The following is a 25,350-nucleotide window of genomic DNA, read 5'->3' as shown; positions in this document are numbered from 1 at the left end:
CTGAACGAGTGCCGAACGAACGTCCAATGGGCGCTGAATGAGCACCCGATGAGTGCCCGATGGGCTACGGGGTGATCCACTTCGGGCTCAGTGCGATCTCCTTCAGCCGGTCCATGGTCAGCAGCGGCGCCTTGCGGGTGGCGGCCTCGTTCTGGCTGCCGGTGTTGAAGGCGGAGACCACCACCCGCAGGCCGTCCGGACGCAGGGTGTCCACGCTCCACCAGACCACCCCGACGCCGCCCTTCTCGCCCGGCTTCTGCTCCGCCTTCACCTTGGTGCCGTCCGGCAGCGTGGTCACGTCGGCGCCCGACATGAGGCCGGCCAGCGTCTCCGCCATGTGCGGCTGCACGTTGACCTGGACCAGCGATGCGCCCTTGCCGTCGTCGAGCACGGCGTACGCGTACTCGCCCTGGCCGCCGTCGGAGACGACCGTGACACCGTCCTTCGGCAGGAGGGACTGCAGGACGGAGCCGACCTGCACGCCGGTGTCCGCCGGCGGGTCCTGAGCGCCCGGGGCGACGGCCGGCAGGTCGTTCAGCGCCGGGTGCCACCGGTCCGAGGTGACCAGCGCCTTCAACTGGGCCGTGGTCAGCGGCGGGTTGGTCCGGGAGACCGCGGCTCCCTTCTCTGCGGGGGCGTTCCACTCGGACACGTCGACCTGGAAGCCCTGCGGGGTCACCAGCACGGCCCGCCAGAGCTTGGTGTCCACCCGGCGGTCCGGGTACTCGTAGCCCTTGGAGAGCAGGAGGGTGGAGCCGTCCGCCAGCTTCTCGGTCCGGCAGTCGTCATATCCCTGGAAACTCTTGTCCCCGCACTGGGTCGCCTCGCGCGCCACGCTGCCCTTGGGGTCCACCCGGGCCAGGCCGACACTGATGGCCGCCTTGCCGTTGCCGTCGTCGAACACCCCCGATACGACCGGCGGCTGGTCGGTGCCGCGCGCCCTGGCGTCGGTCAGCCCTCCGGCGGGCAGCAGGCCCCGGAGCACCCCGATCAGCTGTTCCGCGGTGACCGCGCCGGTACCGGTTCCCGGGATCTTCGGATTGTCGGACCGTGCGGGCGGGCTGGTCTCCAGGGCGGGCGGCGCCGCCACGCCGACCGGGGCGGCGCCCCCGAGCAGGCTGTCGGAGTAGACGCCGGCCGTGCCGATCGCGGCCAGGGCCAGGACCGATCCGCCGACCACGGCGGCCCGGCGGCGCGCCACCAGCCGCCGGCCCCGCCGTTCGCCACCGTCCACGAGGGCGTTCCGGTCGGTCGTGAAACCGTCCCCCGTACGCCGTAGGGCCTCGCCGAGCTCATCTTCAAAGGGCATGAGGAATCAAGCCTTCCGTTCAATGGGTGGAAGAAGTACGGGGAAGGGGGACTGGGAAGGGGGCCTGGGAAGGGTTCCGAGCCGGGGCGGCGAGCCCTGCCGCCTCAGAGCTCCGCGAACGCGGCCAGGCTGCCGCCCAGTTGCCCCCGCATCCGGGCCAGCGCCCGCGAGGTCCGGGTCCGGACCGCCGCCGGGCTGACGTTCATCGCGTCGGCCGTCTCCTCGACGCTGCGGTCCTCCCAGTACCGCAGCACGAGGACCGCCCGGTCCTTGGGAGCCAGCTGCCCCAGCGCGTCCAGCAGCGTCAGCCGCAGCGCCGGATCCGCTCCGCCGGCCCCCGTGGCCGAGGCCGTCGTAGCCGACGATTCGGGGAACTCACCGACCGGGCGCTCCCCCGCCGACCGGCGGCGCTGGTGGGTCAGGAAGGCCCGTACCAGCACCGTCTGCGCGTACGCCGCCGGATTGTCGATGCGGGAGATGCGCCCCCACAGCAGGTACATCCGCCCCAGGGTCTCCTGCACCAGGTCCTCGGCGAGATGGGTGTCCCCGCTCGCCAGCAGACAGGCCGACCGGTACAGATGCGCCGACCGTCCTGCCGCGAAATCGCGGAACCCGTCTCTGCGCCCCTGCCGCATGAACTCCCCCTCGCATCCGTCCCATCCTGTTGACGCGACGGAGCGCCAGAATGTTTCACGAATACGGTCAACCGATGAACACGCAAGTGCCACCATTGAGCCATGTCGGGTATGCGGGGGGCGAACCCCGCGCCTTTGGGGCGCCTTGTACTGGACCGGTACGAGTTACTTGAGCACTTCCCGGGAGGCATGGCAGAAGTCTGGAAGGCCCACGACCTGCGGCTGGACCGCACCGTCGTCGCCAAGTTCCTCCGCGTCGCGGACCGCGGCACCCATGCGGCCCGCCGTTTCCTGCGCGAGGCCAGGATCCTCGCGGCCATCGACGATCCGCACGTCGTCCGCATCCACGATGTGGACGAGACCGAAATTGCCGGTTCCTGGCACCTCTACCTGATCACCCAGTTCATCGAGGGCCGCACCCTGCGCGCCGCCGTCCCCAAGGGGCACCGGCTGCCGGTGGCGCAGGCCCTGGCCTGGGCCGCGCAACTGTGCGACGCCCTGGTCCCCGTCCACGCCCGGAACCTCGTCCACCGCGACGTCAAACCCGGCAACGTCATGGTCCGGGAGCCCGCCGGCCGGCTGATCCTGCTCGATTTCGGCATCGCCCGCTCCTACACCGCCGTCGGCGAGCTCGGCTACGCCGCCGGCGTGACCGCCACCGGCCAACTCCTCGGCACACCCGAGTACATGGCCCCGGAACGCTTCCTCCTGGAGCCCGTCACCCCCGCCACCGACCTCTACTCCGTCGGCTGCGTCCTGTTCGAGATGCTCACCGGCCGCCAGCCCTACGTCTCCCACGGCGACTACGGCGCCCTGGCCAAGCAGCACTGCCACGCCGTGGTGCCCGCCGTACGCGAACTGCGGCCGGAGGTGCAGCCCGCCGTGGACGTCCTGGTGACCCGGCTGCTCGCCAAGAACCCGGGCCACCGCCCGGCCGACGCACGGGAGATGGCCGCACTGTTCCGCGCCCTCAGCACGGCGGCCACCCCGGTGCCCACCGTGGTCGTCACCCCGCAGACCCCGCCGCCCCCGCCCCCGCCGCCCGGGCCCCCGGCCGACCCGGCGGCCGAGGTCGAGGCCCGGTGCAACTCCGTGCTGGAGGCGGAGTCCGACCCCGTCGAGCGCGTCAGACGGCTCGGCGAGGTCCTCGACTACGCCTCCCGCGTGCTGCCCTCCGACCACCGCAGCGGCTGGCTGGTCGTCCTGCACCTCGCCCAGGCCCTGGCCCGGGCCGGACAGCCCTCCAAGGCCGCCGACCGGCTCGCCCCGGTGGCCGCGCGGGCCCGCCAGGTCCTCGGCTCCGACGACGAACTGGCCCTCATCTGCTCCCTCAACCTGGCCCGCTACCTGGGCGAGGCCGGACACGCCGCCCTGGCCGCGCAGCACCTGCTGGAGCTCCTCACCGCGGTCTCCGGAGCCCTCTCCGCCACCGACCCGCGCATGTCGGAGATCCGCTTCGACCGGGCCCACTGGCTGGCAGCCGCCGGAGAACAGGCCCTCGCGGCCGCCGAGTTCGAAGCCCTGTACCAGGACCACCTGACGGCGCACGGCCCCGACGATCCGAGAACCATCCGGGTGTGGGAGCTCATCACCCGCGACCCCAAGTGAGGAACGGCCCGGGCCGCCTCGCACCACCTCGTACCGCCGCATCTCACCGCACCGCACTCCACCGCACCGCCACCGTTCCCCTGGGGAGGGATGACGAACATGGCTGACATGTACGACCTCAACGCGATCCGCGACAGCTTCTTCGCCAGCCAGTCCAAGAAGCCGACGGGCCAGCAGGAGGTGTACGTCGACCGCGACGGCAAGGTCCGCCTCGGCACCGGCGGCGAGGACGACGCCCCGCTGTCGAGAGTCCCGCAGAGCACCTTCGCCGCCCTCAGCACCGAGGCCCGCCTGGCCCGCGAGTACGAGGTCGTGCGGACCAAGTTTCCCGCCAACACCTACTACGAGGACGCCCCCGGCGCCGAGGGCTGGGTCTACGAGATCACCACGATGTTCAACCGGACGTACGTGATGTGCGCCCACTTCAACGGCACCGAGTACCAGGTGCGGCTGATCGATCCCGATCTGGAATCCCTGCCCAGCCACGACCCGCACGGCGTGCACCTCTACGGCAGCGGGGTGATCTGCCTGTCCGAGCGGCCCGGTTCGGGTCAGCCCACCCTCCAGGACGCCTACGCCCGCTCGGCGGCCTGGGCCCTGGGCGTGGACTTCGTCAAGATGGGCCACCCCTTCCCCTTCAACGCCAAGCAGTAACAGACCACCCCGAGCGGAAGGGACCGATGCCGTGCTGCCCGTACATGTCTTCGACTACGTGATCGACCAGGTGGGGAAGGACATCGGGCGGACCGGGCCCGAGCAGGGCGGCGCCCTGCTCGGGCTGCGCGGCCGCGACGTGCTGACCGGCTTCGTCCACGACGCCCACGCGCACGTGACGCGGGTGGAGTACAGCAACACGGCCTGGCTGCTGGACGAGATCGGCCGCCAGGAGGCGGCCGGTCCCATCCGGTTCAAGGGCATCGTCCACTCCCACCCGCGCGGCATGCCGCACCCCTCCCGGCAGGACCACCGTGAATACGGCCGCACCCTGGACGCCGTGCCCGACCTCGGGCGGTACATCGCCCCGATCGTCACCCACGACCTGACCAGGCCGCTCGACCGGCACGAACTCGCCGCCGAGAACGTCCGGATGTCCTTCTTCGGGGCCATGTGGACCGCCCGCGGGGTACAGCTCCAGCCGCTGCGCCCGGTGGTCGTGCCGCTGGCCGCCACCCTCCGGGAGGCCGGGATCTCCTGGTCCGACGCCTACCCGCGGACCTGTGTGGTCGGCGGGGTGGCGGGCGTACGGGTCCCCCTGCCGCTCAACCGGTCCGGGGCCCGGCGGTACCTCTTCGCCACCCCCGACTTCCCGGTGACGGCGCCGCTGCTGCTGGAGGAGGCCGGGGCCGACGGGCGCCATCCGGAGCTGCTGGTCAGCGAGTTGCCGTGGGACCACCGGGTGCCGGAGCGGGAACGGCTCCGGGAGGCGCTGCGGAACACGGGCGGGGGTACGGGCGCGGGCGGGGTCGTGGGTGCGGGCGCGGGTTCGGCCATGGGGATGGGAGCGGGCATGGGTGCGGGCATGGGCATGGGTGCGGGCGGGGCCGCCGACGAGCCGCCGTGGGGAGCCGAAGAGTCCTTCGCCGCCGGTCCGGCGGGCCAGGGCGCCCTCCCGGGCGGTCGGCCCGAGGCCTCGGTGCCCGACCCGCGCGCGTCGGCGCCCGTCCCCGTACCCGTACCTCCGCCCGGTCCCGCGCCCTCGCCGGCCTCCCCCGACGCCGCGGCCCGGCCCGCCGAACGGCCCCCCGGGCGGATCCGCCGGCTCACCATGCGGGTCGGGATCGGCCGGACCAGGGCGGCCCGCGCGGGGCTGTTCGCCCGTACCGGCGGGCTGCTGTCGCCCGCCCTCGCCGACAGCCACGTCCTGCTCGTCGGCGTCGGCTCGGTCGGCAGCTACCTCGCCGAGGTCCTGGTCCGCTCGGGCGTCGGCAGGATCACCCTCGTCGACCCCGACCGCGTGGAGCCGGCCAACCTGGGCCGGTCGATGTTCGACTCACGGGACATCGGCCGGAACAAGGCCAAGGCCACCGCCCGGCGCCTGAAGCGGGTGAACCGGCGGCTGAAGGTCACCGTCCTCAAGCGCGAGGTCGCCGCGCTGGACAACCACAGCTGGCAGCAGCGGATCTCCGACGCCCAGCTGGTGATCGCCGCGACCGACGACAACCACGCCCAGCAGCGCCTCAACCACCTCGCGTACTTCGTCGGCCGCCCGGCCCTCTTCGTCGGGCTGTACGAGGGCGCGGCGGGCGGCGAGGTCGTGTTCACCACCCCCGGGTCCCCCTGCTGGTCGTGCGCCACCGGCGGGGTCCGCGAGTCCCTGGGCGACCTGGGCCACCAGCCGCGTACGGACTACGGCACGGGCCGGATGTACGCCGTACCGGGCCTGTTGACCGACATCCACCACCTGACCGCGGCCGCCGCGAAGATCGCGCTGGCCCTGATGCACCCGGCGGGCGGCCACGAGCGGATCGGCGGCTTCCTGGCCACCCCGCTCCGCAAGGACCTCTCCCTGGCGCTGTTCGCCATGGAGCCCGACCACTGGTTCTTCCCCCAGGTATTGGGCGAGGTTCCCGGCCAGTACGCCTTCCAGAGCATCTGGCCGCGCACCCGGCGGCGGCCCGACTGCCCGGTCTGCGGGGACCTCTCGCTGCGCAGCGACCCCCGGGAGCACGGCGGCCAGGGCGACGACGCGGAGATCACGCGGCGGCAGAAGCAGGCCTACGAGGACCGGCAGCGCGGCAGGAACGCCGGGGCCGCCGGGGGCCGCCACCGCTGAACGGCGCCAACCTCCGGGACACAGGGGCCTGTGTACAGGCAGCCGAACAGGGAGCAGAGGACAGGTACAGGGGACATGGCCGACGACACCACCGAGGCGATGCGCCGCGCCCGCGAGGCCCGGCTGAAGTACGGCAAGCCCGAAGGCCCGCCCGTGCCTCCGACGCCCCCGACGCCACCCCCGCCGCGCCAGGCACCCCCGACTCCGCCGCCGCCACGGCCCAGGCCCGCGCCCAGGCCGGCACCGGCACCCGCTCCGGAGCCGGTCCGCGCCCCGGAGCCGGTCCACGTCCCCTACACGCCGCCGGCGCCCCGCTCCCGGGCCGGGCTGGGCGGCCTCGCCGGAGTCGGCCAGGCCGGCGCACTGGTCCTCCTCCTCTGGCAGGTCCTCCTCCTGACGGACTGGACCCTGCCGTTCCAGAAGGCGGCGGAGCTGTCGGTGCACTGGCGGTACCCGCGGGAACTGGCCGTGAAGGAGACCGCCTGGTCCGAGTACTCCGAGCTGCGCGACCTCGTGCTGTTCCAGGGCCCCGGCCGGGACTACCCGTGGCTGTACCCGGCCTGCGCCGTCCTCCTGCTGCTCATCGTCCGGGCGGCCAGGACCCCGGCCGCGCTCCAGGGCCTGCTGGGCTCGGCCGTCGCGCTGTACGGGCTCGCCGCGCTGGTGGCGGCCGGCCCGGTGCTGCTGCGCATGTGGCCGCTGACGGCCGTACTGCTGCTGCTCAGCGCATGGTTCCTGTACGGGATCCGGGTGCGGGAGTAGCGCCGTACGGGAGGTGCGGGCTCAGCCGAGGTCGTGGAAGTAGACGTGGAACTCCTCGCGGACGAAGCCCTCGGCCTCGTACAGCCCCTGCGCGATGTGGTTGTCGTACGCGGTCTCCAGCTGCACCCCGGCCACCCCGGCCTCGCGGGCCCGGCGCAGCACCTCGCGCAGCAGCGCCCGGCCCGCGCCCGTGCGGCGGCCGGCGGGGGCGACGTACAGGTCGTTGAGGATCCACGCTGTGCTCAGGGTGAGCGAGGAGAAGGCGCGGTAGACCTGGGCGAAGCCGACCGTGCCGGCTCCCGGCACCTCGGCGAGCAGCACGAGCGACTCGTCCTTGCGGATCCGCTCCGCCAGGAACGCGCGCGGGCCCTGCGGATCCTCGACGTCCACCTCGTAGAAGTCCAGGTAGCCGCGGAACAGCGCGGCGGCCACGTCGAGGTCGCCCTCGCCGGCGGCGCGTACGACGACTCCAGGTTCCGTCGGCGGGACCTGGCGACGCTCACCCTGCACTACCCGACCCTCGTCCACGTACGTCTCCCTCGGTCCACAGTCCGCGATCACAACCACTCCGGCGCGCCGGGACCATTGTGCGCGGGAGCCCTCCGGCACACGCAGGCGGGCGGGCCCCGGTGCTCGGGGCTGGTGCTCAGTGGCCGGTGCTCAGTGGCCGGTGACGGGCTGGGCGGGCAGCGTGAAGACGTGATCGGGGCTGACGATCTTCGTGATCGCCTCGCCGAAGAGCGTGCTGGGCTCGGATCCCTGGTAGCTGATGTCCGTGTTGAGGAGCACCACCAGCGTGGCCTGCGTCTGCGGCATGTACACGGTCAGCGACTGATAGCCCGGCAGTGACCCGTTGTGCCCGATCCAGCCCTGGACGTTGAAGATGCCCAGGCCGTAGCCCGCGCCCGGCAGCGCCGGGTCCACGTCCAGCCGCTGGGCCTGGGTGGCGGGGGTGAGCAGGGTTCCGGTGGCCAGGGTCTTCGCCCAGGACTTGAGGTCGGCGAGGTCGGAGATCATCGCGCCGGCCGCCCAGCCCCAGGAGGGGTTCCAGTCGGTGGCGTCCTCGGTCTTCCCGGAAGCCGTCTGGTTCGTGTAGCCGTGGGCGTGCGGACGGGGGAACTCCGCGCCGGTGGGGAACAGCGTGTGCGTGAGCCCGGCCGGTTTGACGACTTCGGTGTTGATGTAGTCGGCGAGCTTGGCGCCGCTCATCTTCTCGACGACGAGGCCGAGCAGGATCAGGTTGGTGTTGCAGTAGAAGAACTTCTCGCCGGGCGGGAACAGCACCGGGTGCTTGAAGGCGTACGCGAGCAGCTCCTGCGGGGTGAACGGGCGCCGGGGATCGCTGGTCAGGGCCTTGAAGAAGCCTTCGTCCTCGGAGTAGTTGAACAACCCGCTCCGCATCCCGGCCAGCTCGCGCAGGGTGATCCGGTCGCCGTTGGGGACCCCGTCGACGTACTTCCCGATCGGGTCGTCCAGCCCCACCTTCTTCTCGTCCACCAGCTTGAGCAGGGCGGTCACGGTGAAGGTCTTGGTCTCGCTGCCGATCCGCATGTTCATGTCGGTGGCCATCGGCGCGCCCGTCGCCTTGTCGGCGATCCCGAAGGCGCGCACGTACTCGCCCTTCCCGGGCGCAGACAGGGACACCATCACCCCGGGCACCTTCGCCTCGGCCAGCACCTTCTTGACGGCGGCGTCCAACTGCGCGGCGACGGCGGGGCTCAGCTGCGGAAACTCCTCGGTTCCGGGCGTCGGATCCACGGCGGCCACGGCGACCACGGCGGGCGGAGCCTCGCCCACCGCATCCCACACGTAGCCGGCCCCGACCCCCATGGGAACCACCACGAGCCCCACTGCAGCCGCGCCTACGGCGGCCTTCCGCCAGCGCCTGGTCATGCCCGGCCTCCTACCACCCCAAAGCCAAGCCCCCGACCCTCCCAACGTATCCCGCTCCCCCACCCCGAGCGACCCGGGGCCCCGGAGGCAGGGGGAGGAACGGCGAAGGGGCGCGTACCCCCGCCGCGTGGGTACGCGAGGGGTACGCGCCGGGGAGCGCGGGCCGTGTCAGGGGCGGCGGCTCGGGAGGAGGGCCGCCGGGAGGAGGGCCAGGGCGAGGAGGGTCGCCGCGGCCGCGTAGGCGAGGCGGAAGCCCGCCGGGTCGGCGCCGGCCGAGCCGAGGAGTACGGAGATCAGCGCCGTGCCCACCGAGGCCCAGACCTGGGCGTTGATGCTCAGCGCGGTGCTCGCCGCCGCCACGCGGTCGTTCGGCAGGCCCCGGCTCGCCGTCGTCATCGTCGGCATCAGGACCGTCCCCGCGCCGACCCCCATCACCATGGCCGAGCCGACGACCCGCCAGACCGCCACGTCCTCCACCCCCACGTGGTACGCCGTCAGCGCCATCCCCAGCGCCCCCACCGCGATCCCGGCCGGGATCAGGCGCCGCGGCGACACCCGGTCGACGCGCCGCGCCGCGAGCTGCATCGCCGTGCCCACCGCGAGCCCCACCGGCGCGCCCAGCAGCCCGGCCGCCTGCGCGCCCATGCCCTGCACCTCCTGCATGTACATCGGCCCCAGCAGCATCGACCCGAAGTAACCGCAGGTGAACAGCGCGAGCGTGCCGATCCCGGCGGCGAAGGTGCGGTCGCCCAGCAGCCGCAGGTCGAGCAGCGGTTCACGGACCGACAGCGCCCGCCACACGAAGCCGGCCACGAGCACCGCGCCGGCCACCGTGGGCACGAGCACCCCGGCCGCTGCGAAGTCCCCGCGCTCCCCGCCCCGCGCCAGCCCGAACAGCAGCAGCGCCAGCCCCGGCGAGAGCATCAGCAGGCCCGGCACGTCCAGCCGGGGAGCCGGCGCCCCCGTACCGCCCGTACCCCCCGTACCGCCCGCACCCCGCGGCGCATCGGGCCGCAGCAGCTTCACGGCGAGCGCCAGCGCCAGCGCCCCCATGGGCAGGTTGACGAGGAAGATCCAGCGCCAGGACACGGTGTCGACCAGCCAGCCGCCCAGCGCCGGCCCGATCACCGGCCCGATGATGATGGGCAGCCCGCTCAGCGCCATCGCCCGCCCGAGCCGCGCACGGTCCGCGGCCCGCATCACCATCGTCATGCCGACCGGCATGAGCAGCCCGCCGCCGAGCCCCTGCACCGCACGGAAGGCGATCAGGCTGCCCGCGTCCCACGCCCCCGCGGCGAGCAGCGATCCGAGCGTGAACAGGACGAGCGCGGTCAGGTACGTCCGCTTGGCGCCGATCCGCCCCATCGCCCACGCCGCGGTCGGAATGACGGCGGCGAGCGCGAGGGTGTAGGCGGTGGCGGCCCACTGGATCGTCTCCAGCGGCGCGTGGAAGGCCTCCGAGAGGCGGCGCAGCGCGACGTTGACGATCGTCATGTCGAGCACCGACATCACGGAGCCGATGATCACGACGACGATGGTCCGGTTGAACAAGGCGGCCGCACCGCGGGACGGCTCCTCCGCCGTCGTCCCTGCGCTCGGCCCGCCGGTCTTGGTCGTCGTCATGCCCCCCGGCTCCCCTCAGCCCTCGTACGGCTGGGTCGCACGGGCCGTCCGCAGCGCCCGCCCCCACCACAGCAGCTGGCCGAGCATGTTCTTGGCCGCGCCCTCGGACACCGTCGTGTCGCGCGGCACGCCGTCCTCCCCGAGCCCCGACCAGGGCCCGTGCAGGCTGACGGCGTCGCGCATCGTCATGGAGTGCAGCTCGGCGAAGACCAGTCGCAGCTGCTCGACGGCCCGCAGGCCCCCGCTGAGGCCGCCGTACGAGACGAAGCCGACGGGCTTGGCGCGCCACTGCCCGTGGTGCCAGTCGATGAGGTTCTTCAGCGCGGCCGGGAAGCTGTGGTTGTACTCGGGGGTGACGACGACGTAGGCGTCGGCGTCGGCCAGCCGCGGCGTGACGTCGGCCAGCACGGCGGCGGCCTCCGGGGTCGGCGTACCGCCCCAGCCCGGCATGACCAGCGGCAGTTCGACCTCCGCGAGGTCGATGACGTCCAGCTCCAGGCCGCCGTGCCGCTCGGCGAAGCCGAGGAACCAGTCGGTGACGGCGCCGCCCGCGCGCCCTTCGCGGACGCTGCCGACGACGACGGCGACGCGCAGCGGCGCGTCCTCGTGAGCAGCGGCGGAGGCGGTGGAAGCGTTGGACACGGCTTCGGCAGCAGACATGGCGATCCCCTCGTCGAGCGGGTCGGCCACCCGGTGCGGCCTCCCTCCGGTAAAGTACAACGAGCGTTGTAAAAATTACAACGGCCGTTGTACTTCGCGAGGAGGCGAGTGTGGGCAGCAGCAACGACGCCTGGATGGACGAGGCACGGCGCCAAGTCCCGCCCCGCAAGCTGGAGAAGCAGATCGCCGTGGTCCGCGCGTGCTGCGGGGTCTTCGGCCGCGAGGGCTACGCGCGCGCCTCGGTCGACGCCCTCGCCGCCGCGGCCGGCATCTCGACGCGCACGCTCTACAACCACTTCCCGGGCGGCAAGGCGGACCTCTTCCGCACCGTCGTGACCTGGACCTCGAACGAGGTGAAGGACGCCCAGATCTCCCGGATCCAGGCCCTCCTGCCCCCCGACCGCCCGCCCCACCCGGACGACCTGGAACGCGACCTCGTCGCCCTGGCCCGCGCGTTCGTCGACCTCATCGCCGACTACCGGGACCACTTCGCGCTCGTCCGCCACATCCACGCCGAGGCCGACCACGTACCGAAGGAGGTACTGGAGGCCTGGAAGAGCGCCGGCCCGGAGCCGGTCGCCCGCGCGTTCGCCGACACGATGACGGGTCTCGCCGCGGCCGGCCTGATCGACACCCACGGCGACCCGGCCCTGACGGGCGCCCACTTCACGGCGCTGACCTCGCACCCGATCGTGCAGCTCTCCTACTACGGCGTCGTACCCCTGCCCAAGGAGAGGACCGACCACCTGATCACGAGCGGCGTCGCCGCCTTCCTGCGGGCCTACCGGGCCGCGTAGGCCGCGACCGGTGAACACCGCGAACAGGAGGCACTCGCTCCACCTATGTCCCGTTCGGTTCCCGGGCCCATGGCCTGCGACGACTACGCCGCGTGATCTTGAATCCCACCAATTGGATCTTCCTTTTCCGGTCCGTCGATCGGGTGCTAGCTTGCCCCCGCAATGACACGGGGCGCGTCGCCCGGACGGACGGCCGCGACTCTTCATGGCCGGAGGGGAGACACCAGTGGGTCATCACGAGGCTGCTCAGCAGCTCCGCGCCGCCACACCTGAGATCATCGAGGCGTATCGGGCGGCTCTGGGACGACTCGGCAGTCCACTGGTGGCCCGCGAGGACATCTGGCGGCAGTGCCGTCATCAGGCGGAGAACATCGTGGCCGAGTGCGCGCAGGCACTGGAGGCCGGCCGGCACGCGGAACTGCCCGGGACCCGGGAGTACTCACGGCTGCTCGGGGCCCAACGCGTCGTCCAGCAGGTTCCGGTGTCCGAGTCGGTGCGCGCGGCGGAGGTGCTCTGGCAGGCCATGCAGGTCTCGGTGGCGGGAGCCGCCGAGAAGGTGGAGGCCGATCAGCGGCTCGCGGCCGTGCAGACGGTGACCACCGCTTTCCGGGCCGCCACCGGCAGCCGCCTGTACCAGGGGATCCGCGGGTACGAGGAGGCCCAGCGCCCGGTCGCTCCCGAGGTGCCGGAGCAGGATCCCGGGGCGCCCGCGGAGGTCGCGGACTCGCAGGCCCTCGACCTGCTGACGCAGCGGGAGCGGGAGATCCTCGAAGCGGTGCGTGCGGGGCTGACGAACCGCCTGATAGGCCGCAAGTTCGAGATCAGCGAGGCGACCGTCAAGCGCCATCTGCACAACGCGTATCGCAAGCTCGGCGCCACGTCCCGGGTGCAGGCCCTCAACAAGGCCTTTCCCGGCCAGGGTTGATCGCGCCGCGACTCACCCCGCGGCTCACCCCGCGCCTCACCTGGCCCACGCGGTGGTGAGCACGGCCAGCAGGAGCAGGTTCGCGGCGTACTGCGTGACCATGAAGGCCCGGTAGGCGCCGCGCCGTTGCAGGCGGTCGGCGTGCTCCCGCCGGCCGTCGCGCACCACCTGGGCGACGACCCACACCGCGCCGGCCGCGACCGGCACCGTCCCCACGAGGGCGAGCGGGGCCCACAGGGCAGCCGCTGCCACCCCTGCCGCGCCGACCAGAACGGCGCCCGCGACGGCCAGGGCCCGCGCCGCCGCCACACCGCGGACGACCGCCACGGTGCGTCGCCCCCCGGCCGCGTCCCCACCGGCGTCACCCAGGTCCTTGACCAGTGAGCCGACCAGCGCCATCCAGGCCGCCATCACGCAGCCGAACACCGCGCCGGTCGCGGTCCACCCGGACCCGGCTGCCGAAACGCCGGCCGCGTACGAGGTCCCGCCCAGGCCGAAGACCACCACCGCGCAGGCAACGCTCGACTCCTTCGCCCGCACGGGAGAGGCCGAGTACGCCCAGCCGAGCAGCAGGAATCCCACCACCCACCCGAGCACCCCGTTCCCCGCCAGCCCGCCGAGCACCAGCGCGGCGCCGGCCAGCAGGGCCGTGACGGCCGAGGCGGTGCGGACCGGAAGGGCCCCTCGGGCGATCGGACGCCGGGAGCCGTTCGCCCGGTCCTCGCGGACGTCCGTCACGCCGTTGAGCAGGTACGCGCAGGCCACGGCGCACCACCAGGACGCCAGGCCGAGCACCGTCGGCCCCAGAGCCTGCGGCAGCTGTCCGGCGGACACCACGCCCACCGCGAAGCGCAGCAGGAAAACCAGCTGCACCGACGGGCGCGCCTCGGCCCAGCACAGACGCGCCGCATTTGCAGCGGTACGCCATCGGAGATCCAGAGCGCGAGCCGAAACGGGGGCGCTCAGGTAGCCAGCGGAATTCATCACGTTCGCAGCCTAGGAATGGCCTCTGGTTCATCGCCATACAACCATCGGCGTACAGGGGTGTACAGGGGTGTACACCCCTACTGAGCCCTTAGTGGCAAGGCGTTGCGGAACCCCGAATTCCTGCGACACGATGGCGATGCCGCGGCCCGGTGGAACACATTTCCGGAGGCCATGGCGGGGATGCGAAAGGCGCCCGTACCGGAATCTCCGCCTCCGTGAATTTCCGGAGTGCGCACCCTGTTCCGGAAGGAGCGCCGGCCCTCTCATCCCCCCTCATTCGAAACGGCAGGGAACCGTAGAAATGGATGCTCAGGTGGAAAGGTTGCAGCAGACCGCGAAGCTGATCTCCCAGACGCAAGCCCTTGAAGACGGAGTGGCATGGCACCGCGCCGCCTTCGAAGAGATCGCCTCACGTCTCGCCGGTCCGGACTTCCCGTGCGTCTTCTCCCGGAACGCGTTCCGGAAGCAACTCCTCAGGTTCGTCTTCGTGGAGAGCGCCGACAGGGACGGCATCCGGCACCTGGCGGAGGCCCTCACCGAGTACGTCGAGCTGTCCCGGGACTGGGACGGCCAGCTGGACACCGCATATCCGCTGCTCGTGATGTTTTCGAAGGAAGCGGTGACCGCGCACACCGTCGAGCGGTACCACGACTTCGGCTGGCAGGTGCTGCAGGAACTGCACCACCTCGATCCCGCGCCCTGGCCGGCTGACGTCGACCAGGACCCTGATTCCGCTTCCTGGTCCATGTGCTTCAACGGAATGCCGTTGTTCTGCAATATGAGCACTCCCGCGCACCTGAACAGGCGCAGCAGGAATCTCGGCGAGTACTTCACCATCGTCATCAATCCGCGGGAACGGTTCGACGTGTTCGCCGGCGAGACGCCAAGCGGCCGAAAGGTCCGTGCGAACATCCGCAACCGAATACACCGTTACGACGGAATGCCGCACTCCCCGCAGTTGGGTTCCTACGGCGTCGGGGCACTCGAATGGCTCCAGTACGGGCTCATCGAGGAAAACAACGAGCGAAAAGGCGTCTGCCCTTTCGGGCACCGGACAGCCGTCGAAAACGAACAGGAGATCCTGACCAAATGATCGAGCTCATCGTTTCCCAGGGACGGGTGGCCGACCGGGAGCCCCGGATGATCGAGGGCGCCGCCCGCATCGCCCGGGCCCTGGAGCAGCGCTACGGACTCACCGGCCGCTTCATCGGAGAGCCCGCGCCGCCCGCCGCCGACGACTGGACCGTCAGCCTTCCGCAGGCCGGGGAGACGCTGACCGGGCTGCGCGAGGCCGTCACCGAGAGCATCGCGAACGGCAGCCGGACGGTCATGATCTCCAACACCTGCTCGGCGAGCCTCGGCACCCTGCCGGTCGTGGCCAGGGAGCACCCGGACGCCGTGGTGCTCTACATCGACGGGCACGGCGACTTCAACACGCCGGAGACGACCGGCACCGGGTACCTGGGCGGGATGGTCCTGGCCGGCGCGTGCGGGCTCTGGGACAGCGGCCACGGCTCCGGCCTGCGCCCCGGACAGGCGATCCTGGTCGGGTCGCGCGACATCGACGAGGCCGAGGCCGAGCTGATCGCGAAGCACGGCGTCCGGGTCATCCCGCCGGCGGAGACGACCGCGGAGAACATCCTGGCCGCCATCGGCGACTCCCCGGTGTGGGTGCACATCGACTGGGACGTGCTCGAACCGGGACACGTGCCGGCCGACTACACGGTGCCGGACGGCCTGCTCCCCCAGCAGATCCGGGCGATCTTCGACGCGATTCCGGCGGAGCAGCTCCGCGGGGTCGAACTCGCCGAGTTCAACGCTCCGCTGGACGACGAGCTCAGCGCGCGGGCGGTCGAAACGATCCTCGACATGGTCGCCCCCGCCTTCGAGAACGCCCCGTCCGCCTAGTCCGGCCGGCACCTCCCCCCGGCCCGCCCACGACGCGCGCGGCCGGCCGCCGGACCCTCCCGCGGCCGGCCCGCCGACCGGGCCCTCCGGCCGACCCCCAGGGCCGATCCCGCCGCCCCGGCCCCCACAGAACCGATCCCCCTGTCAGCACCGCTGGCTCCGCCTGCCAAGGAGTACTTTCCGATGCCCCTCCACGACAGCATTCTCGACACCATCGGCCGGACCCCGATCGTCAGGCTGAACCGCATGGCCCCCGCGCACACCTCGGTCTACGTGAAGGTGGAGTCGTTCAACCCCGGCGGCTCGGTGAAGGACCGCCTCGCGCTCTCCGTCGTCCTCGACGCCGAGGCCAAGGGGCTACTCAAGCCCGGCGACACCATCGTCGAGTGCACCTCCGGAAACGTCGGGATCGCCCTGGCGATGGTGGCCGCGGCCCGCGGCTACCGGTTCGTGGCGGTGATGGGTGACACCTACTCGGCGGAACGGCGCAAGCTGATCCGGGCCTACGGCGGCAAGGTGCTCCTCTTCCCGGGCCACCTGGGCAGCAGCGGCGGCAACGCGATCGCGGACGAACTCGCCGAGAAGCACGGCTGGTTCCGGGCCAACCAGTTCGACAACCCGGCCAACCCCGCGTACCACCGCGAGACCACCGCATCGGAGATCCTCGGCGACTTCGCGGGCAAGCGGCTCGACTACTTCGTCACCGGATTCGGCACCAGCGGCACCCTCACCGGCGTCGGGCAGATGCTGAAGACGGCCCGCCCCGACGTACGGATCGTCGCCGCCGAGCCGGACAACGCCGCCGTGCTCGCCGGACAGGAGTGGAACGTCCACCGGATCCAGGGCTGGGCCCCGAACTTCGTACCGGGCGTGATGGACAAGAGCGTCATCGACGAACTGGTCACCATCGACGAGGTGGAAGGGCGCGACATCGCTCGCCGGCTCGCCGCCGAGGAGGGCATCTTCACCGGCATCTCGGCCGGCGCCACCCTGGCCACCGCCCTGCGCGTCGCCGAGACCGCGCCGGCGGGCTCGGTGCTCCTCGCCATGCTCCCGGACACCGGCGAGCGCTACCTCTCCACCTTCCTCATGGAGGGGATGAACGAGGGCTCGGACGACGAGTGGCTCGCCTCCCTGGAGACCGGCGTCGGCGTGGCCTGACCCGGCAGACGGCTCCGTCGCCTCGCGGCACACCATCACCTGGCAGGAACCAGATACATGAGGGAATTCATCCCCCCAGCGGCCCGCTTCATCGACCTCCCCGCGGAATTCGCCATGCGGCGCGGCGGACGGCTGACCGGCGCGCGCATCGCGTACGAGACCTTCGGACGACTGACCCCGGAACGCGACAACGCGGTCCTGATCCTCACCGGTCTCTCGCCCGACGCCCATGCGGCCTCCCACCCCGCGGACACCGACCCCGGCTGGTGGGAGGCGATGGTGGGGCCAGGAAAGCCCGTGGACACCGATCGCTGGTACGTGATCTGCCTGAACTCCCTGGGCAGTTGCAAGGGATCGACCGGTCCCGCCTCGCTCGATCCCTCCACCGGCGAGCCCTACGGGCCCGGCTTCCCGGACCTGTCGATGGAGGACATCGCCGACGCGGCCGCCCACACGGTGCGCGCTCTGGGCGTCGACCGGGCGGCGTGCGTGATCGGCACGTCCATGGGCGGCATGAGCTCGCTCTCCCTGCTGGCCCGTCACCCCGATCTGGCCCGCAGCCACATCAACATCTGCGGCGCGGCGAGCGCACTGCCGTTCTCGATAGCGATCCGATCCCTGCAGCGTGAGGCGATCCGGTGCGACCCGCAGTGGAACCAGGGCCGGTACGACGACGTGAACTACCCCCGCCGCGGCATGTTCACCGCGCGCAAGCTCGGCATGATGACCTATCGGTCCGCCCTGGAATGGGACGACCGGTTCGGCCGTGCGCGCATCGCGCCGGAGGACCGTACGGACGACGACCCCTTCGGCCATGAATTCCAGGTGGAGGGCTATCTGGAGCGTCATGCCCGGCGCTTCGCGCACCGCTTCGACCCCAACAGCTACCTCTGCCTCAGCCGCTGCATGGACCGCTTCGACCTCGGCGAGTCCTGCGGTGGCAGCACCGACGAAGCCCTCTCCCGGATCCGGCTGGAGAAGGCACTGGTCATCGGGGTGGAGACCGACATCCTGTTCCCGCTGCGGCAGCAGCAGCAGATCGCCGACGGCCTTGCCGCCGGCGGCACGGACGTCGAATTCCTGGCCATGGACTCCCCCGAGGGGCATGACGCCTTCCTGATCGACACCGTCCGATTCGGAACACCCGTGTCGAAATTCCTGACCACGCTCTAGCCGGCGGCGCCGACCTCCTTCCCATTCCCACCTTGGAGCACGCATGCCCGATCACTCCTCCAGACTCGCCCTCGTCACCGGTGCCAACCGGGGCATCGGCTTCGAGACCGCACGTCAGCTCGCGTCCGCCGGCGTCCGGGTGCTGCTCGCGGGCCGCGACCGCGCGGCGGTCGCCGAGGCCGCGGACAAGCTGCGCGCCGACGGCCTGGCCGCCGACCCCCTCGTCCTCGACGTCACGGACCCGGAGAGCATCCGGGCCGCCGCCGCCGAGGTCGACAGCAGCCACGGCCGCCTCGACATCCTGGTCAACAACGCCGGCATCCGGATCGAGGAATACGGAAAGCAGCCGTCCGAGCAGCCGCTGCGGCAGTGGCGCGAGACCTTCGACACCAACCTGTTCGGCGTCGTCGAGGTGACCACGGCCTTCCTCCCGCTGCTCGGCCGGTCCGCCGCCGGGCGCATCGTCAACGTGTCCAGCCTGCTCGGCTCACTGACCACGCACAGCGACCCGGAGTCGTACGCGTACAGCCCCATGTTCAAGTCCCTGCCGGCCTACAGCGCCTCCAAGAGCGCGGTCAATTCCTGGACCGTCCACCTGGCCTACGAACTGCGCGAGACACCGATCAAGGTGAATGCCGTGCACCCGGGCTACACCAGGACCGCACTGAACGACGGCGCGGGCGATCTCGACGTCAGGGACGGGGCCGGCACGAGCGTCGCGATGGCTCTGCTCGGCGACGACGGCCCGACCGGCACCTACACCCACAGCGGAGAAACCGTCCCCTGGTAGCCACCCCGGGAAGGGCATCTCCCCCTGCCCGTCCCGCCTTCCCGCCCTTCCCGTCCTTCCCGTATTGGAGTCACCCGATGGGCAACCATCTGGCTTTGGTCACCGATGAGACCAGCCTTGTCATCGACTACGACATGCCGTTGCTGCTCGAAGCCTGCCAAGCGGCCGGCATCAGGGCCGAGATATGTTCCTGGCGAGACCCGGACATCGAATGGGACCGGTTCGACGCCGCCCTGCTGCGTTCTCCGTGGACCTATGTGGAGAGCCTCCAGGAGTTCCTGGAATGGTGCGAGTACGTCACCGACGTGACGTACCTGTTCAACCCGCTCCCGGTGGTGCGGTGGAACCTCGACAAGCACTACCTGGCCGATCTGGCCGAGGCCGGCGTACCGGTCGTGCCGAGCGGCTTCGTGGCCCCCGGCACGGACCCGGCGGCTGCCCTGCGCACCTTCCTCGACCGGCACGAGTCGGCCCGGGAGATCGTGGTGAAGCCGACCGTCGGCGCCTACTCCCGCGACGTCCAGCGCTTCTCCCGATCGTCGGAGCCCGAGGCGGCCGCGTACGTCGGCAAGCTGCTCGACCAGGGCTCCCACGTCATCCTGCAGCCCTACATGGACTCGATCGACCAGTACGGCGAGACCGACCTCATCCACTTCGGCGGCGTCTACAGCCACGCCATCCGCAAGCGTGCGCTGCTCCTGCCCGACGGCACGGTCGACGAGCCCACGCAAGAGGCCCGCACGGCACGGGAGGCCGCCGCGGACGAGCGCGCGGTCGCCGCGGCCGCGCTGGACGCCGCGGCCGCACATCTGGAGCTGCAGGATCCGCTGCTCTACAGCCGCGTCGACCTCATCCGCGGCACCGACGGCCAGCCCCTGGTCCTCGAACTGGAGCTCTGCGAACCGTCGCTTAGCATGCCGTTCTCGGAAACCTCCGCCACCCGGTTCGCGCAGGTCATCGCCGTACGGCTGGAAGAAATCTCTCGGAAGCGAAAGAACGGACAGTCATGACCGCACAACAGGGTTCCCTCGCGCCGGTCACCACACCGGCGGTCTCCCGCGGCACCGTCTTCGCCGCGCTCGGAGTGCTCAGCTTCTCCTTCAGCTTCCCCGGAACCGTGTTCGCCCTCGACGGGTTCGGGCCGTGGAGCGCCATCGGGGTGCGCGGTGTCTTGGCCGCCGTCATCGCGGTCGCCGCGCTCCTCATCACCCGGGCGCCGCTGCCGGCGCGCGGGGACTGGACCGCGCTCGCCGTCGTCGCGGGCGGCTGTGCGGTCGGCTTCCCGCTGCTCACCACGCTCGCCCTGCAGACCTCGTCCACCGCGAACTCGGCGGTCGTGATCGGTGCCCTGCCGATGGCCACGGCGGTGTTCTCCGCCGTCCTCACCCGGCGCAGCCCCTCGAAGGTCTTCTGGGCCGCGGCCGGCGTCGGCGCGGCGACCGTCATCGTGTTCACCCTGTCCCAGAACCACGGCCGACCGACCGTCGCGGACCTCTACCTCTTCGGCGCCCTGCTGGTCTGCGCGGCGGGTTACGCCTACGGCGGGCGGCTCTCCGCACGCATGCCCGGCTGGCGCGTCATCGCCTGGGGCGTCGTGCTCGCCGCCCCGGTCAACCTCGCCGTGTCCCTGTGGGCGCTCCCGCACGAGCCCGTGCACCTCACCGCGAAGGCGGTGCTCGGCATGGCCTACATCGCCGCCATCTCGCAGTTCGGCGGATTCGTCGTCTGGTACAAGGGCATGGGCCTCATCGGCGTGGCACGGGCGAGCCAGCTCCAGCTGGCGCAGCCGCTGCTGACGCTGGTGTGGGCGGTCCTCCTGCTCAACGAGCAGATCACCGCGGCCGTTCCGCTCACCGCCGCCATCGTGCTGACCTGCATCGTGGTCACCCAGAAGGCCCGCACATCCTGAGTTCGGCCGGCACTGGGCCCGGGCGGACTAGGCCGTCTCTTTCGGATCTTGCCGGTTAAGCCCGCGTCGTCCGGTGCCGTGCATCGCAAGGCGGAGAGGCTCCCGATTACTGGACGTCCTTGGGTGCCTCGACAACGCGGCGAGGTGCGGTGCCGGGCGGCGCGGGTCTGGGGGCACCTCCCAGCGGTAGCTGGGGGAGCAAGATCCGAAAGAGACGGCCTAGGCCCGGGCGGCGGTGGTCTCGGACGGCTCGCCGGCGCCGTCCGGCTTCGCCGCGGCCCCCGGCCCGCGCTCGATCATGCCCAGCACCACCCCGAGGATGATGACGACGCCGCCCGCCGCCTGGGCGAGCCGGATCGACTCCCCGTTGATCACGACGGCGCCGATGACGCCGAAGACCGGCACCAGGTTGAGGATGTTCACGGCGACGCTCGACGCCATCCTGCGCAGGCCGTAGTTGTAGAGCAGGAAGCCGCCGACCGAGCAGGCCACGGCCAGGTAGACGAGCAGCGAGGAGGCGGTGGCGCTCGGCATCCGCCAGTCGCCGACCTCCAGCAGGGAGGCGAGGAGGAATCCCGCCGCACCCGCCAGGGTCTGGTAGTACGTGACGCCCACGGCGTTCTGGCCGGCGCTCGCGCGCTTGGTGATCACGTTGTACCCGGCCCAGGCCAGCCCGCCGAGCAGCAGCAGGATGTCTCCCAGCCACCGTGCGTTTCCGCCGACCTGGGCTCCGTTGCGTACGACGAGGAAGGCGCCGACGGTGGCCAGCAGGACGCCGGCCACCCGCAGCAGCGGCATCCGCGTACGGAAGAGGACCAGTTCCAGCAGCATCGTCATCAGCGGGTAGGTGGCCACGATCAGGGACGCGTCGGACGCCGTGGACAGATCGACGCCGATGTTCTCCAGGACGAAGTAGACGGTGATGCCGAGGAATCCGCTCAGGTAGAGCTGCCGCCGCTGGCCCGCGTCGGGCCGGGCCGGGCGCTGCCTGCTCAGCCGCACCATCACGCCGAGCAGCAGGGCCGCCAGGACGAACCTGATGGCGCCGATGCTGAGCGGACCGACGTCCTCCAGCACCACCTTGGTGACCGCGTAGGAACTGCTCCAGAACAGCGCGGCCGCCACCACCGCACACACCGCCCCCATGCCGGGCCCTCGCACACGCATCTGAAGTCGCCCCTATCCACTCCGGCCGAACACGCCGTGCCCGAACAAACGCCAGTCGATAGAGGAGGACGTTAGCAAGATCATCGAAGGGGACGCGTAGAATCCGAATTACCTTCGGAATCCGGCAGAGTGAGGCAAGCGTGGACGAACTTGATTCGGCGTTGGTGCGGATGCTCCAGGAAGACGGTCGGCGCACGAACCGGGACATGGCCCAAGCGCTCGGTATCGCTCCGTCCACCTGTCTGGAGCGGATCCGGTCGCTGCGCGAGCGCGGCGTCCTGACGGGGTTTCACGCGGAGGCGGACCTGACGGCGATCGGCCGCGGGCTGCAGGCCGTGATCGCCGTACGGGTCCGCCCTCCGACGCGTGCGGTCATCGAGGCCTTCCAGGCCTTCCTGGAGCGGATGCCCGAGGTGATCTCCCTCTTCGTCCTCACCGGGAACGACGACTTCCTGATCCACGTCGCCGTCCGCGACACCGACCACCTGCACGCGGTGGTCCTGGACAAGCTGACGAAGCGTCCGGAACTCGCCGACGTACGGACATCGGTGGTCTACGGGCACATGCGCAAGAAGGTCATCGGGCCGACGTGACGCCTGTACGGACCCCCCGCGCGCGGTTCACCGCACCGCTGGTGGTGCGGTGAACCGCGCCGCCGTGATCAGCAGGTCGTTCGCCTCGGGAGTTCCGATCGGCAGACACACTCAGCCAGAAGGGGACACCTACGGGATCATTGCCACTCTCGCCACAGCGGCCCGCACTGGCCGTCTTATCTCCCGGTGAGGCACAAGCCGGCGCCATCGGCCCTATGCGGACACCGACAACAACACCTACCGCACCTCCCGCGGCAAAGACGCACGCCGCGTGCGAGATCCACCCGATGCGTGACAACTCACCCCAGACACTGCCCCGCTACGGCAAGGCGTGCGCGCACCTCAACATCAACGGCACGCGCCGGGTCAGCCAGTGCCGCCACATCACGAAGTGAGCCGCACATGACCACCCAGCCCACCCCCGAAGACCCCGCCTGGGAAGCCAAACGCCGCCGCGCCGGGATCACCGCCTTCCTCACCGGCACCGCGACGTCCTTCGCCTGCTTCGCCTTCTTCCCCGGCCTCCCCCACGTCATCGACTGGGGCGCCATCATCGTCTCCCTGGCCGTCGGCGGGCTCGCCCGCTGGGCATGGCAGGCCCACATGACGAGGAAGCACACCGCTCTCAGGTAAGGCCCCACTGGCCGTCCGGGCCCCGCTCTCGCTCGCCCGCGCTCGCGCAAGGTTCCTCGGGCGTCATCACGGAGGAACCCTTGCGCGGCCAAAAAAGCAAAAGCCCCAGGTCACGGCGAGTGAGTCCTGGGGCTTCTACAGAGCCGCCTTCGGGATTCGAACCCGAGACCTACGCATTACGAGTGCGTTGCTCTGGCCAACTGAGCTAAGGCGGCACCGCTGGTCAGACAAGTATTCCCCCGGAGAGGCGTGCTCATCAGCAGCGGCGCCAAGTCTACAGGCTCCGAACGGGTGCCTCGAACCGCATTGCGGGGGCCCGGGCAATCCGGGAGATATCGGGCCCTAGGACTTGGATGCCCCGCGGCACTTCTTGCCGTTCTCCGGGGCCTTGCCCTCCAGCAGGTACTGGTTGATCGCCGTGTCGATGCAGTCGCTGCCGCGCCCGTACGCCGTGTGGCCGTCGCCCTCGTACGTGAGCAGGGTGCCCGACTCCAGCTGGTCCGCAAGGGCCTGGGCCCACTTGTACGGGGTCGCGGGGTCGCGGGTGGTGCCGACCACCAGGATCGGCGGGGCGCCCTTCGCGGTCAGCGGCTTCGCCGTGCCCGTGGCCTTCGCCGGCCAGTACGTGCAGTTCAGCGAGGCCCAGGCGAAGCCCTCTCCGAAGACCGGGGAGGCCTTCTCGAAGGACGGCAGGGCGGACACGACCGCGTCCGGACCGGTGAAGGCAGGGGGCTGGTCCAGACAGTTGACGGCGGCGTTCGCGAACATCAGGTTGGGGTACTTGCCGTCCGGCTCGCGCTGGTAGTAGCTGTCGGCGAGGGCCAGCAGGGCCGCCCCGTCGCCGTTCATGGCCGCGCCGAGCGCCTCGCGCAGCTGCGGCCATGCACCCTCGTCGTACATCGCTTCGATCACGCCCGTCGTCGCGAGGGCCTCGCCCAGCGGGCGGTCCGCCTCCCCCGTCGGGACGGGCTGGGCGTCGACCTTGCGGAGGAACTCCTTGAGGCGCGCCGCCACCGTCTCCGGACCGCCCTTGCCCAGCGGGCAGTCGGGCTGCTTCGCGCAGTCCTGGGCGAAGGCGGTGAAGGCCGTCTCGAAGCCCGCCGTCTGGTCCCGGTTCAGTTCCAGCGCCGGACGGGAGGGATCCATCGCGCCGTCCAGGACCAGCCGTCCGACCCGGTCCGGGAAGAGGTCCGCGTACGTCGCCCCCAGGAAGGTGCCGTACGAGGCCCCGACGTACGTGAGCTTCTTGTCGCCGAGCACCCCGCGGAGCAGGTCCATGTCGCGGGCGGCCTCGACGGTGGAGACGTGCGGCAGGATCCGCTGCGAGCGCTCCTGGCAGCCCGCCGCGAACTCCTTGAACGCGGTCACCAGCCTGGCCTGCTCGGCCGCGTCGTCCGGCGTCTGGTCCACCTGCGTGTACTTGTCCATCGCCGGGCCGGTCAGGCACTCGACGGGGCTGCTGCGGTCCACCCCGCGCGGGTCGAAGGAGACCATGTCGTAGCGGGCGCGGACGGGCGCGGGATAGCCGATGCCCGCGTACGCCTGGAGGTAGCCGATGCCGGAGCCGCCCGGGCCGCCCGGATTCACCACCAGCGAGCCGAGCCGCTTGCCCGGGCCGGTGGCCTGGCGCCGGGCCACCGCGATGTCGACGTCCTGGCCGGCGCCGGGGTTCGCGTAGTCCAGCGGGGCCCTCATCGTGGAGCACTGGAATCCGGGGACACCGCAGTCGCGCCAGGTCAGCTTCTGCTCGTAGTACGGGCGCAGCGCGGCCGCGTCCGGGGACGGCTGCGCCGACGGCGTACCGGAGGACGCGGCGGCCCGTGTCTCCCCCGACCCGCCCGAGGTGCATCCGGAAAGCAGCAGCCCGGCGGCTGCGATCACGGTCCCGGTGGTACGCAGCAGGCTCCTGGTGTCCATCCCCGGAGCCTACGTCCTGCCGGCGGGGGCCAGGGGGCAGCCCTGCACCGGACGGCCGCACGCCTTCCGTGGCCCGTACCGGGCGCGCCACCGCCCGGGCCCGTGCCGGCCCGGGACGGCCGGTCCG

The 25,350-nt window shown here is 71.5% G+C and carries 24 protein-coding genes and 1 tRNA gene; 15 read left to right on the top strand and 10 right to left on the bottom strand.

The window, feature by feature from the left end; genetic code table 11:
• Positions 1-64: 64 nt before the first annotated feature.
• Positions 65-1,309, bottom strand: coding sequence for a hypothetical protein (locus ACFWBN_RS04305; protein ID WP_385170286.1), 1,245 nt, complete (start codon positions 1,307-1,309; stop codon positions 65-67).
• A gap of 104 nt (positions 1,310-1,413) precedes the next feature.
• Positions 1,414-1,944 (bottom strand): SigE family RNA polymerase sigma factor, encoded by a 531-nt coding sequence (locus ACFWBN_RS04300; RefSeq protein WP_385170283.1) that lies wholly within the window; start codon positions 1,942-1,944, stop codon positions 1,414-1,416.
• A 189-nt stretch (positions 1,945-2,133) separates the two neighbouring features.
• Here ACFWBN_RS04300 and ACFWBN_RS04295 point away from each other — a divergent pair, with 189 nt between their 5' ends.
• The 4 genes from ACFWBN_RS04295 (at position 2,134) to ACFWBN_RS04280 (ending at position 7,087) form a co-directional block, all read left to right on the top strand.
• Positions 2,134-3,552 carry a protein kinase gene (locus ACFWBN_RS04295; RefSeq protein ID WP_385170280.1) on the top strand — a complete coding sequence of 473 codons (1,419 nt, stop codon included), beginning with the start codon at positions 2,134-2,136 and terminating at the stop codon, positions 3,550-3,552.
• 99 nt (positions 3,553-3,651) lie between these two features.
• Positions 3,652-4,206: a hypothetical protein gene (locus tag ACFWBN_RS04290; RefSeq protein WP_385170276.1), complete on the top strand. Its 555-nt coding sequence runs from the start codon at positions 3,652-3,654 to the stop codon at positions 4,204-4,206.
• 31 nt (positions 4,207-4,237) lie between these two features.
• Entirely contained in the window at positions 4,238-6,325 is a 2,088-nt protein-coding gene (locus tag ACFWBN_RS04285; RefSeq protein WP_385170274.1) for a ThiF family adenylyltransferase, read from the top strand.
• A 75-nt stretch (positions 6,326-6,400) separates the two neighbouring features.
• On the top strand, positions 6,401-7,087 hold the full coding sequence (locus ACFWBN_RS04280) for a hypothetical protein (RefSeq protein WP_385170271.1): 687 nt from the start codon (positions 6,401-6,403) through the stop codon (positions 7,085-7,087).
• Between the two features lie 21 nt (positions 7,088-7,108).
• Here ACFWBN_RS04280 and ACFWBN_RS04275 read toward each other — a convergent pair whose 3' ends face one another.
• The 4 genes from ACFWBN_RS04275 to ACFWBN_RS04260 form a co-directional block, all read right to left on the bottom strand.
• Positions 7,109-7,615 carry a GNAT family N-acetyltransferase gene (locus tag ACFWBN_RS04275; protein WP_385170268.1) on the bottom strand — a complete coding sequence of 169 codons (507 nt, stop codon included), beginning with the start codon at positions 7,613-7,615 and terminating at the stop codon, positions 7,109-7,111.
• A 132-nt stretch (positions 7,616-7,747) separates the two neighbouring features.
• On the bottom strand, positions 7,748-8,980 hold the full coding sequence (locus ACFWBN_RS04270) for a serine hydrolase domain-containing protein (protein WP_385170265.1): 1,233 nt from the start codon (positions 8,978-8,980) through the stop codon (positions 7,748-7,750).
• 168 nt (positions 8,981-9,148) lie between these two features.
• Positions 9,149-10,603 carry a DHA2 family efflux MFS transporter permease subunit gene (locus ACFWBN_RS04265; protein WP_385170262.1) on the bottom strand — a complete coding sequence of 485 codons (1,455 nt, stop codon included), beginning with the start codon at positions 10,601-10,603 and terminating at the stop codon, positions 9,149-9,151.
• A gap of 15 nt (positions 10,604-10,618) precedes the next feature.
• Entirely contained in the window at positions 10,619-11,263 is a 645-nt protein-coding gene (locus ACFWBN_RS04260) for an NADPH-dependent FMN reductase (protein WP_385170534.1), read from the bottom strand.
• Positions 11,264-11,373: 110 nt separating this feature from the next.
• On the opposite strand from ACFWBN_RS04260, the gene ACFWBN_RS04255 reads away from it, so the two are divergent.
• Both ACFWBN_RS04255 and ACFWBN_RS04250 read left to right on the top strand, forming a co-directional pair.
• On the top strand, positions 11,374-12,060 hold the full coding sequence (locus tag ACFWBN_RS04255; protein WP_385170259.1) for a TetR/AcrR family transcriptional regulator: 687 nt from the start codon (positions 11,374-11,376) through the stop codon (positions 12,058-12,060).
• 226 nt (positions 12,061-12,286) lie between these two features.
• Positions 12,287-12,985, top strand: coding sequence for a response regulator transcription factor (locus tag ACFWBN_RS04250; protein WP_385170256.1), 699 nt, complete (start codon positions 12,287-12,289; stop codon positions 12,983-12,985).
• 36 nt (positions 12,986-13,021) lie between these two features.
• Here the strand turns inward: ACFWBN_RS04250 and ACFWBN_RS04245 are convergent, their stop codons facing one another.
• The gene (locus ACFWBN_RS04245; RefSeq protein ID WP_385170253.1) at positions 13,022-13,858 is read right to left on the bottom strand and encodes a UbiA family prenyltransferase; all 837 of its coding nucleotides are present in this window, start codon (positions 13,856-13,858) and stop codon (positions 13,022-13,024) included.
• Between the two features lie 415 nt (positions 13,859-14,273).
• On the opposite strand from ACFWBN_RS04245, the gene ACFWBN_RS04240 reads away from it, so the two are divergent.
• The 7 genes from ACFWBN_RS04240 (at position 14,274) to ACFWBN_RS04210 (ending at position 20,913) form a co-directional block, all read left to right on the top strand.
• Positions 14,274-15,065: a YqcI/YcgG family protein gene (locus ACFWBN_RS04240; protein WP_385170250.1), complete on the top strand. Its 792-nt coding sequence runs from the start codon at positions 14,274-14,276 to the stop codon at positions 15,063-15,065.
• On the top strand, positions 15,062-15,880 hold the full coding sequence (locus ACFWBN_RS04235; protein WP_385170248.1) for an arginase family protein: 819 nt from the start codon (positions 15,062-15,064) through the stop codon (positions 15,878-15,880). Before ACFWBN_RS04240 ends, ACFWBN_RS04235 begins: the two co-directional genes overlap by 4 nt.
• A gap of 183 nt (positions 15,881-16,063) precedes the next feature.
• Positions 16,064-17,041 (top strand): cysteine synthase A, encoded by a 978-nt coding sequence (cysK, locus tag ACFWBN_RS04230; protein ID WP_385170245.1) that lies wholly within the window; start codon positions 16,064-16,066, stop codon positions 17,039-17,041.
• 57 nt (positions 17,042-17,098) lie between these two features.
• A complete protein-coding gene (locus ACFWBN_RS04225) occupies positions 17,099-18,214 on the top strand; it encodes a homoserine O-acetyltransferase (RefSeq protein ID WP_385170242.1) in 1,116 nt (371 codons plus the stop codon).
• A 43-nt stretch (positions 18,215-18,257) separates the two neighbouring features.
• Complete coding sequence (locus ACFWBN_RS04220; protein ID WP_385170240.1) at positions 18,258-19,004, top strand: SDR family oxidoreductase; 747 nt, start codon at positions 18,258-18,260, stop codon at positions 19,002-19,004.
• 77 nt (positions 19,005-19,081) lie between these two features.
• A complete protein-coding gene (locus tag ACFWBN_RS04215; protein ID WP_385170237.1) occupies positions 19,082-20,014 on the top strand; it encodes a RimK family alpha-L-glutamate ligase in 933 nt (310 codons plus the stop codon).
• The gene (locus tag ACFWBN_RS04210) at positions 20,011-20,913 is read left to right on the top strand and encodes a DMT family transporter (protein ID WP_385170233.1); all 903 of its coding nucleotides are present in this window, start codon (positions 20,011-20,013) and stop codon (positions 20,911-20,913) included. The genes ACFWBN_RS04215 and ACFWBN_RS04210 overlap by 4 nt, the downstream gene beginning before the upstream one ends.
• A gap of 219 nt (positions 20,914-21,132) precedes the next feature.
• Here the strand turns inward: ACFWBN_RS04210 and ACFWBN_RS04205 are convergent, their stop codons facing one another.
• Positions 21,133-22,080 (bottom strand): DMT family transporter, encoded by a 948-nt coding sequence (locus ACFWBN_RS04205; protein WP_385170230.1) that lies wholly within the window; start codon positions 22,078-22,080, stop codon positions 21,133-21,135.
• A gap of 140 nt (positions 22,081-22,220) precedes the next feature.
• Here ACFWBN_RS04205 and ACFWBN_RS04200 point away from each other — a divergent pair, with 140 nt between their 5' ends.
• Both ACFWBN_RS04200 and ACFWBN_RS04195 read left to right on the top strand, forming a co-directional pair.
• Positions 22,221-22,673: an Lrp/AsnC family transcriptional regulator gene (locus tag ACFWBN_RS04200; RefSeq protein WP_385170227.1), complete on the top strand. Its 453-nt coding sequence runs from the start codon at positions 22,221-22,223 to the stop codon at positions 22,671-22,673.
• 402 nt (positions 22,674-23,075) lie between these two features.
• Positions 23,076-23,306, top strand: a complete 231-nt coding sequence (locus tag ACFWBN_RS04195) for a hypothetical protein (RefSeq protein WP_385170224.1) — start codon at positions 23,076-23,078, stop codon at positions 23,304-23,306.
• A gap of 141 nt (positions 23,307-23,447) precedes the next feature.
• On the opposite strand, the gene ACFWBN_RS04190 is transcribed toward ACFWBN_RS04195, so the two are convergent.
• Positions 23,448-23,521, bottom strand: a tRNA-Thr gene (locus ACFWBN_RS04190).
• Positions 23,522-23,648: 127 nt separating this feature from the next.
• The gene (locus tag ACFWBN_RS04185; RefSeq protein WP_385170221.1) at positions 23,649-25,223 is read right to left on the bottom strand and encodes an alpha/beta hydrolase; all 1,575 of its coding nucleotides are present in this window, start codon (positions 25,221-25,223) and stop codon (positions 23,649-23,651) included.
• Positions 25,224-25,350: the final 127 nt, after the last annotated feature.

Source organism: Streptomyces sp. NPDC059989 (assembly GCF_042736975.1).
Classification (GTDB): Bacteria; Actinomycetota; Actinomycetes; order Streptomycetales; family Streptomycetaceae; genus Streptomyces.
This window is presented reverse-complemented; position numbering and strand designations above follow the sequence as displayed.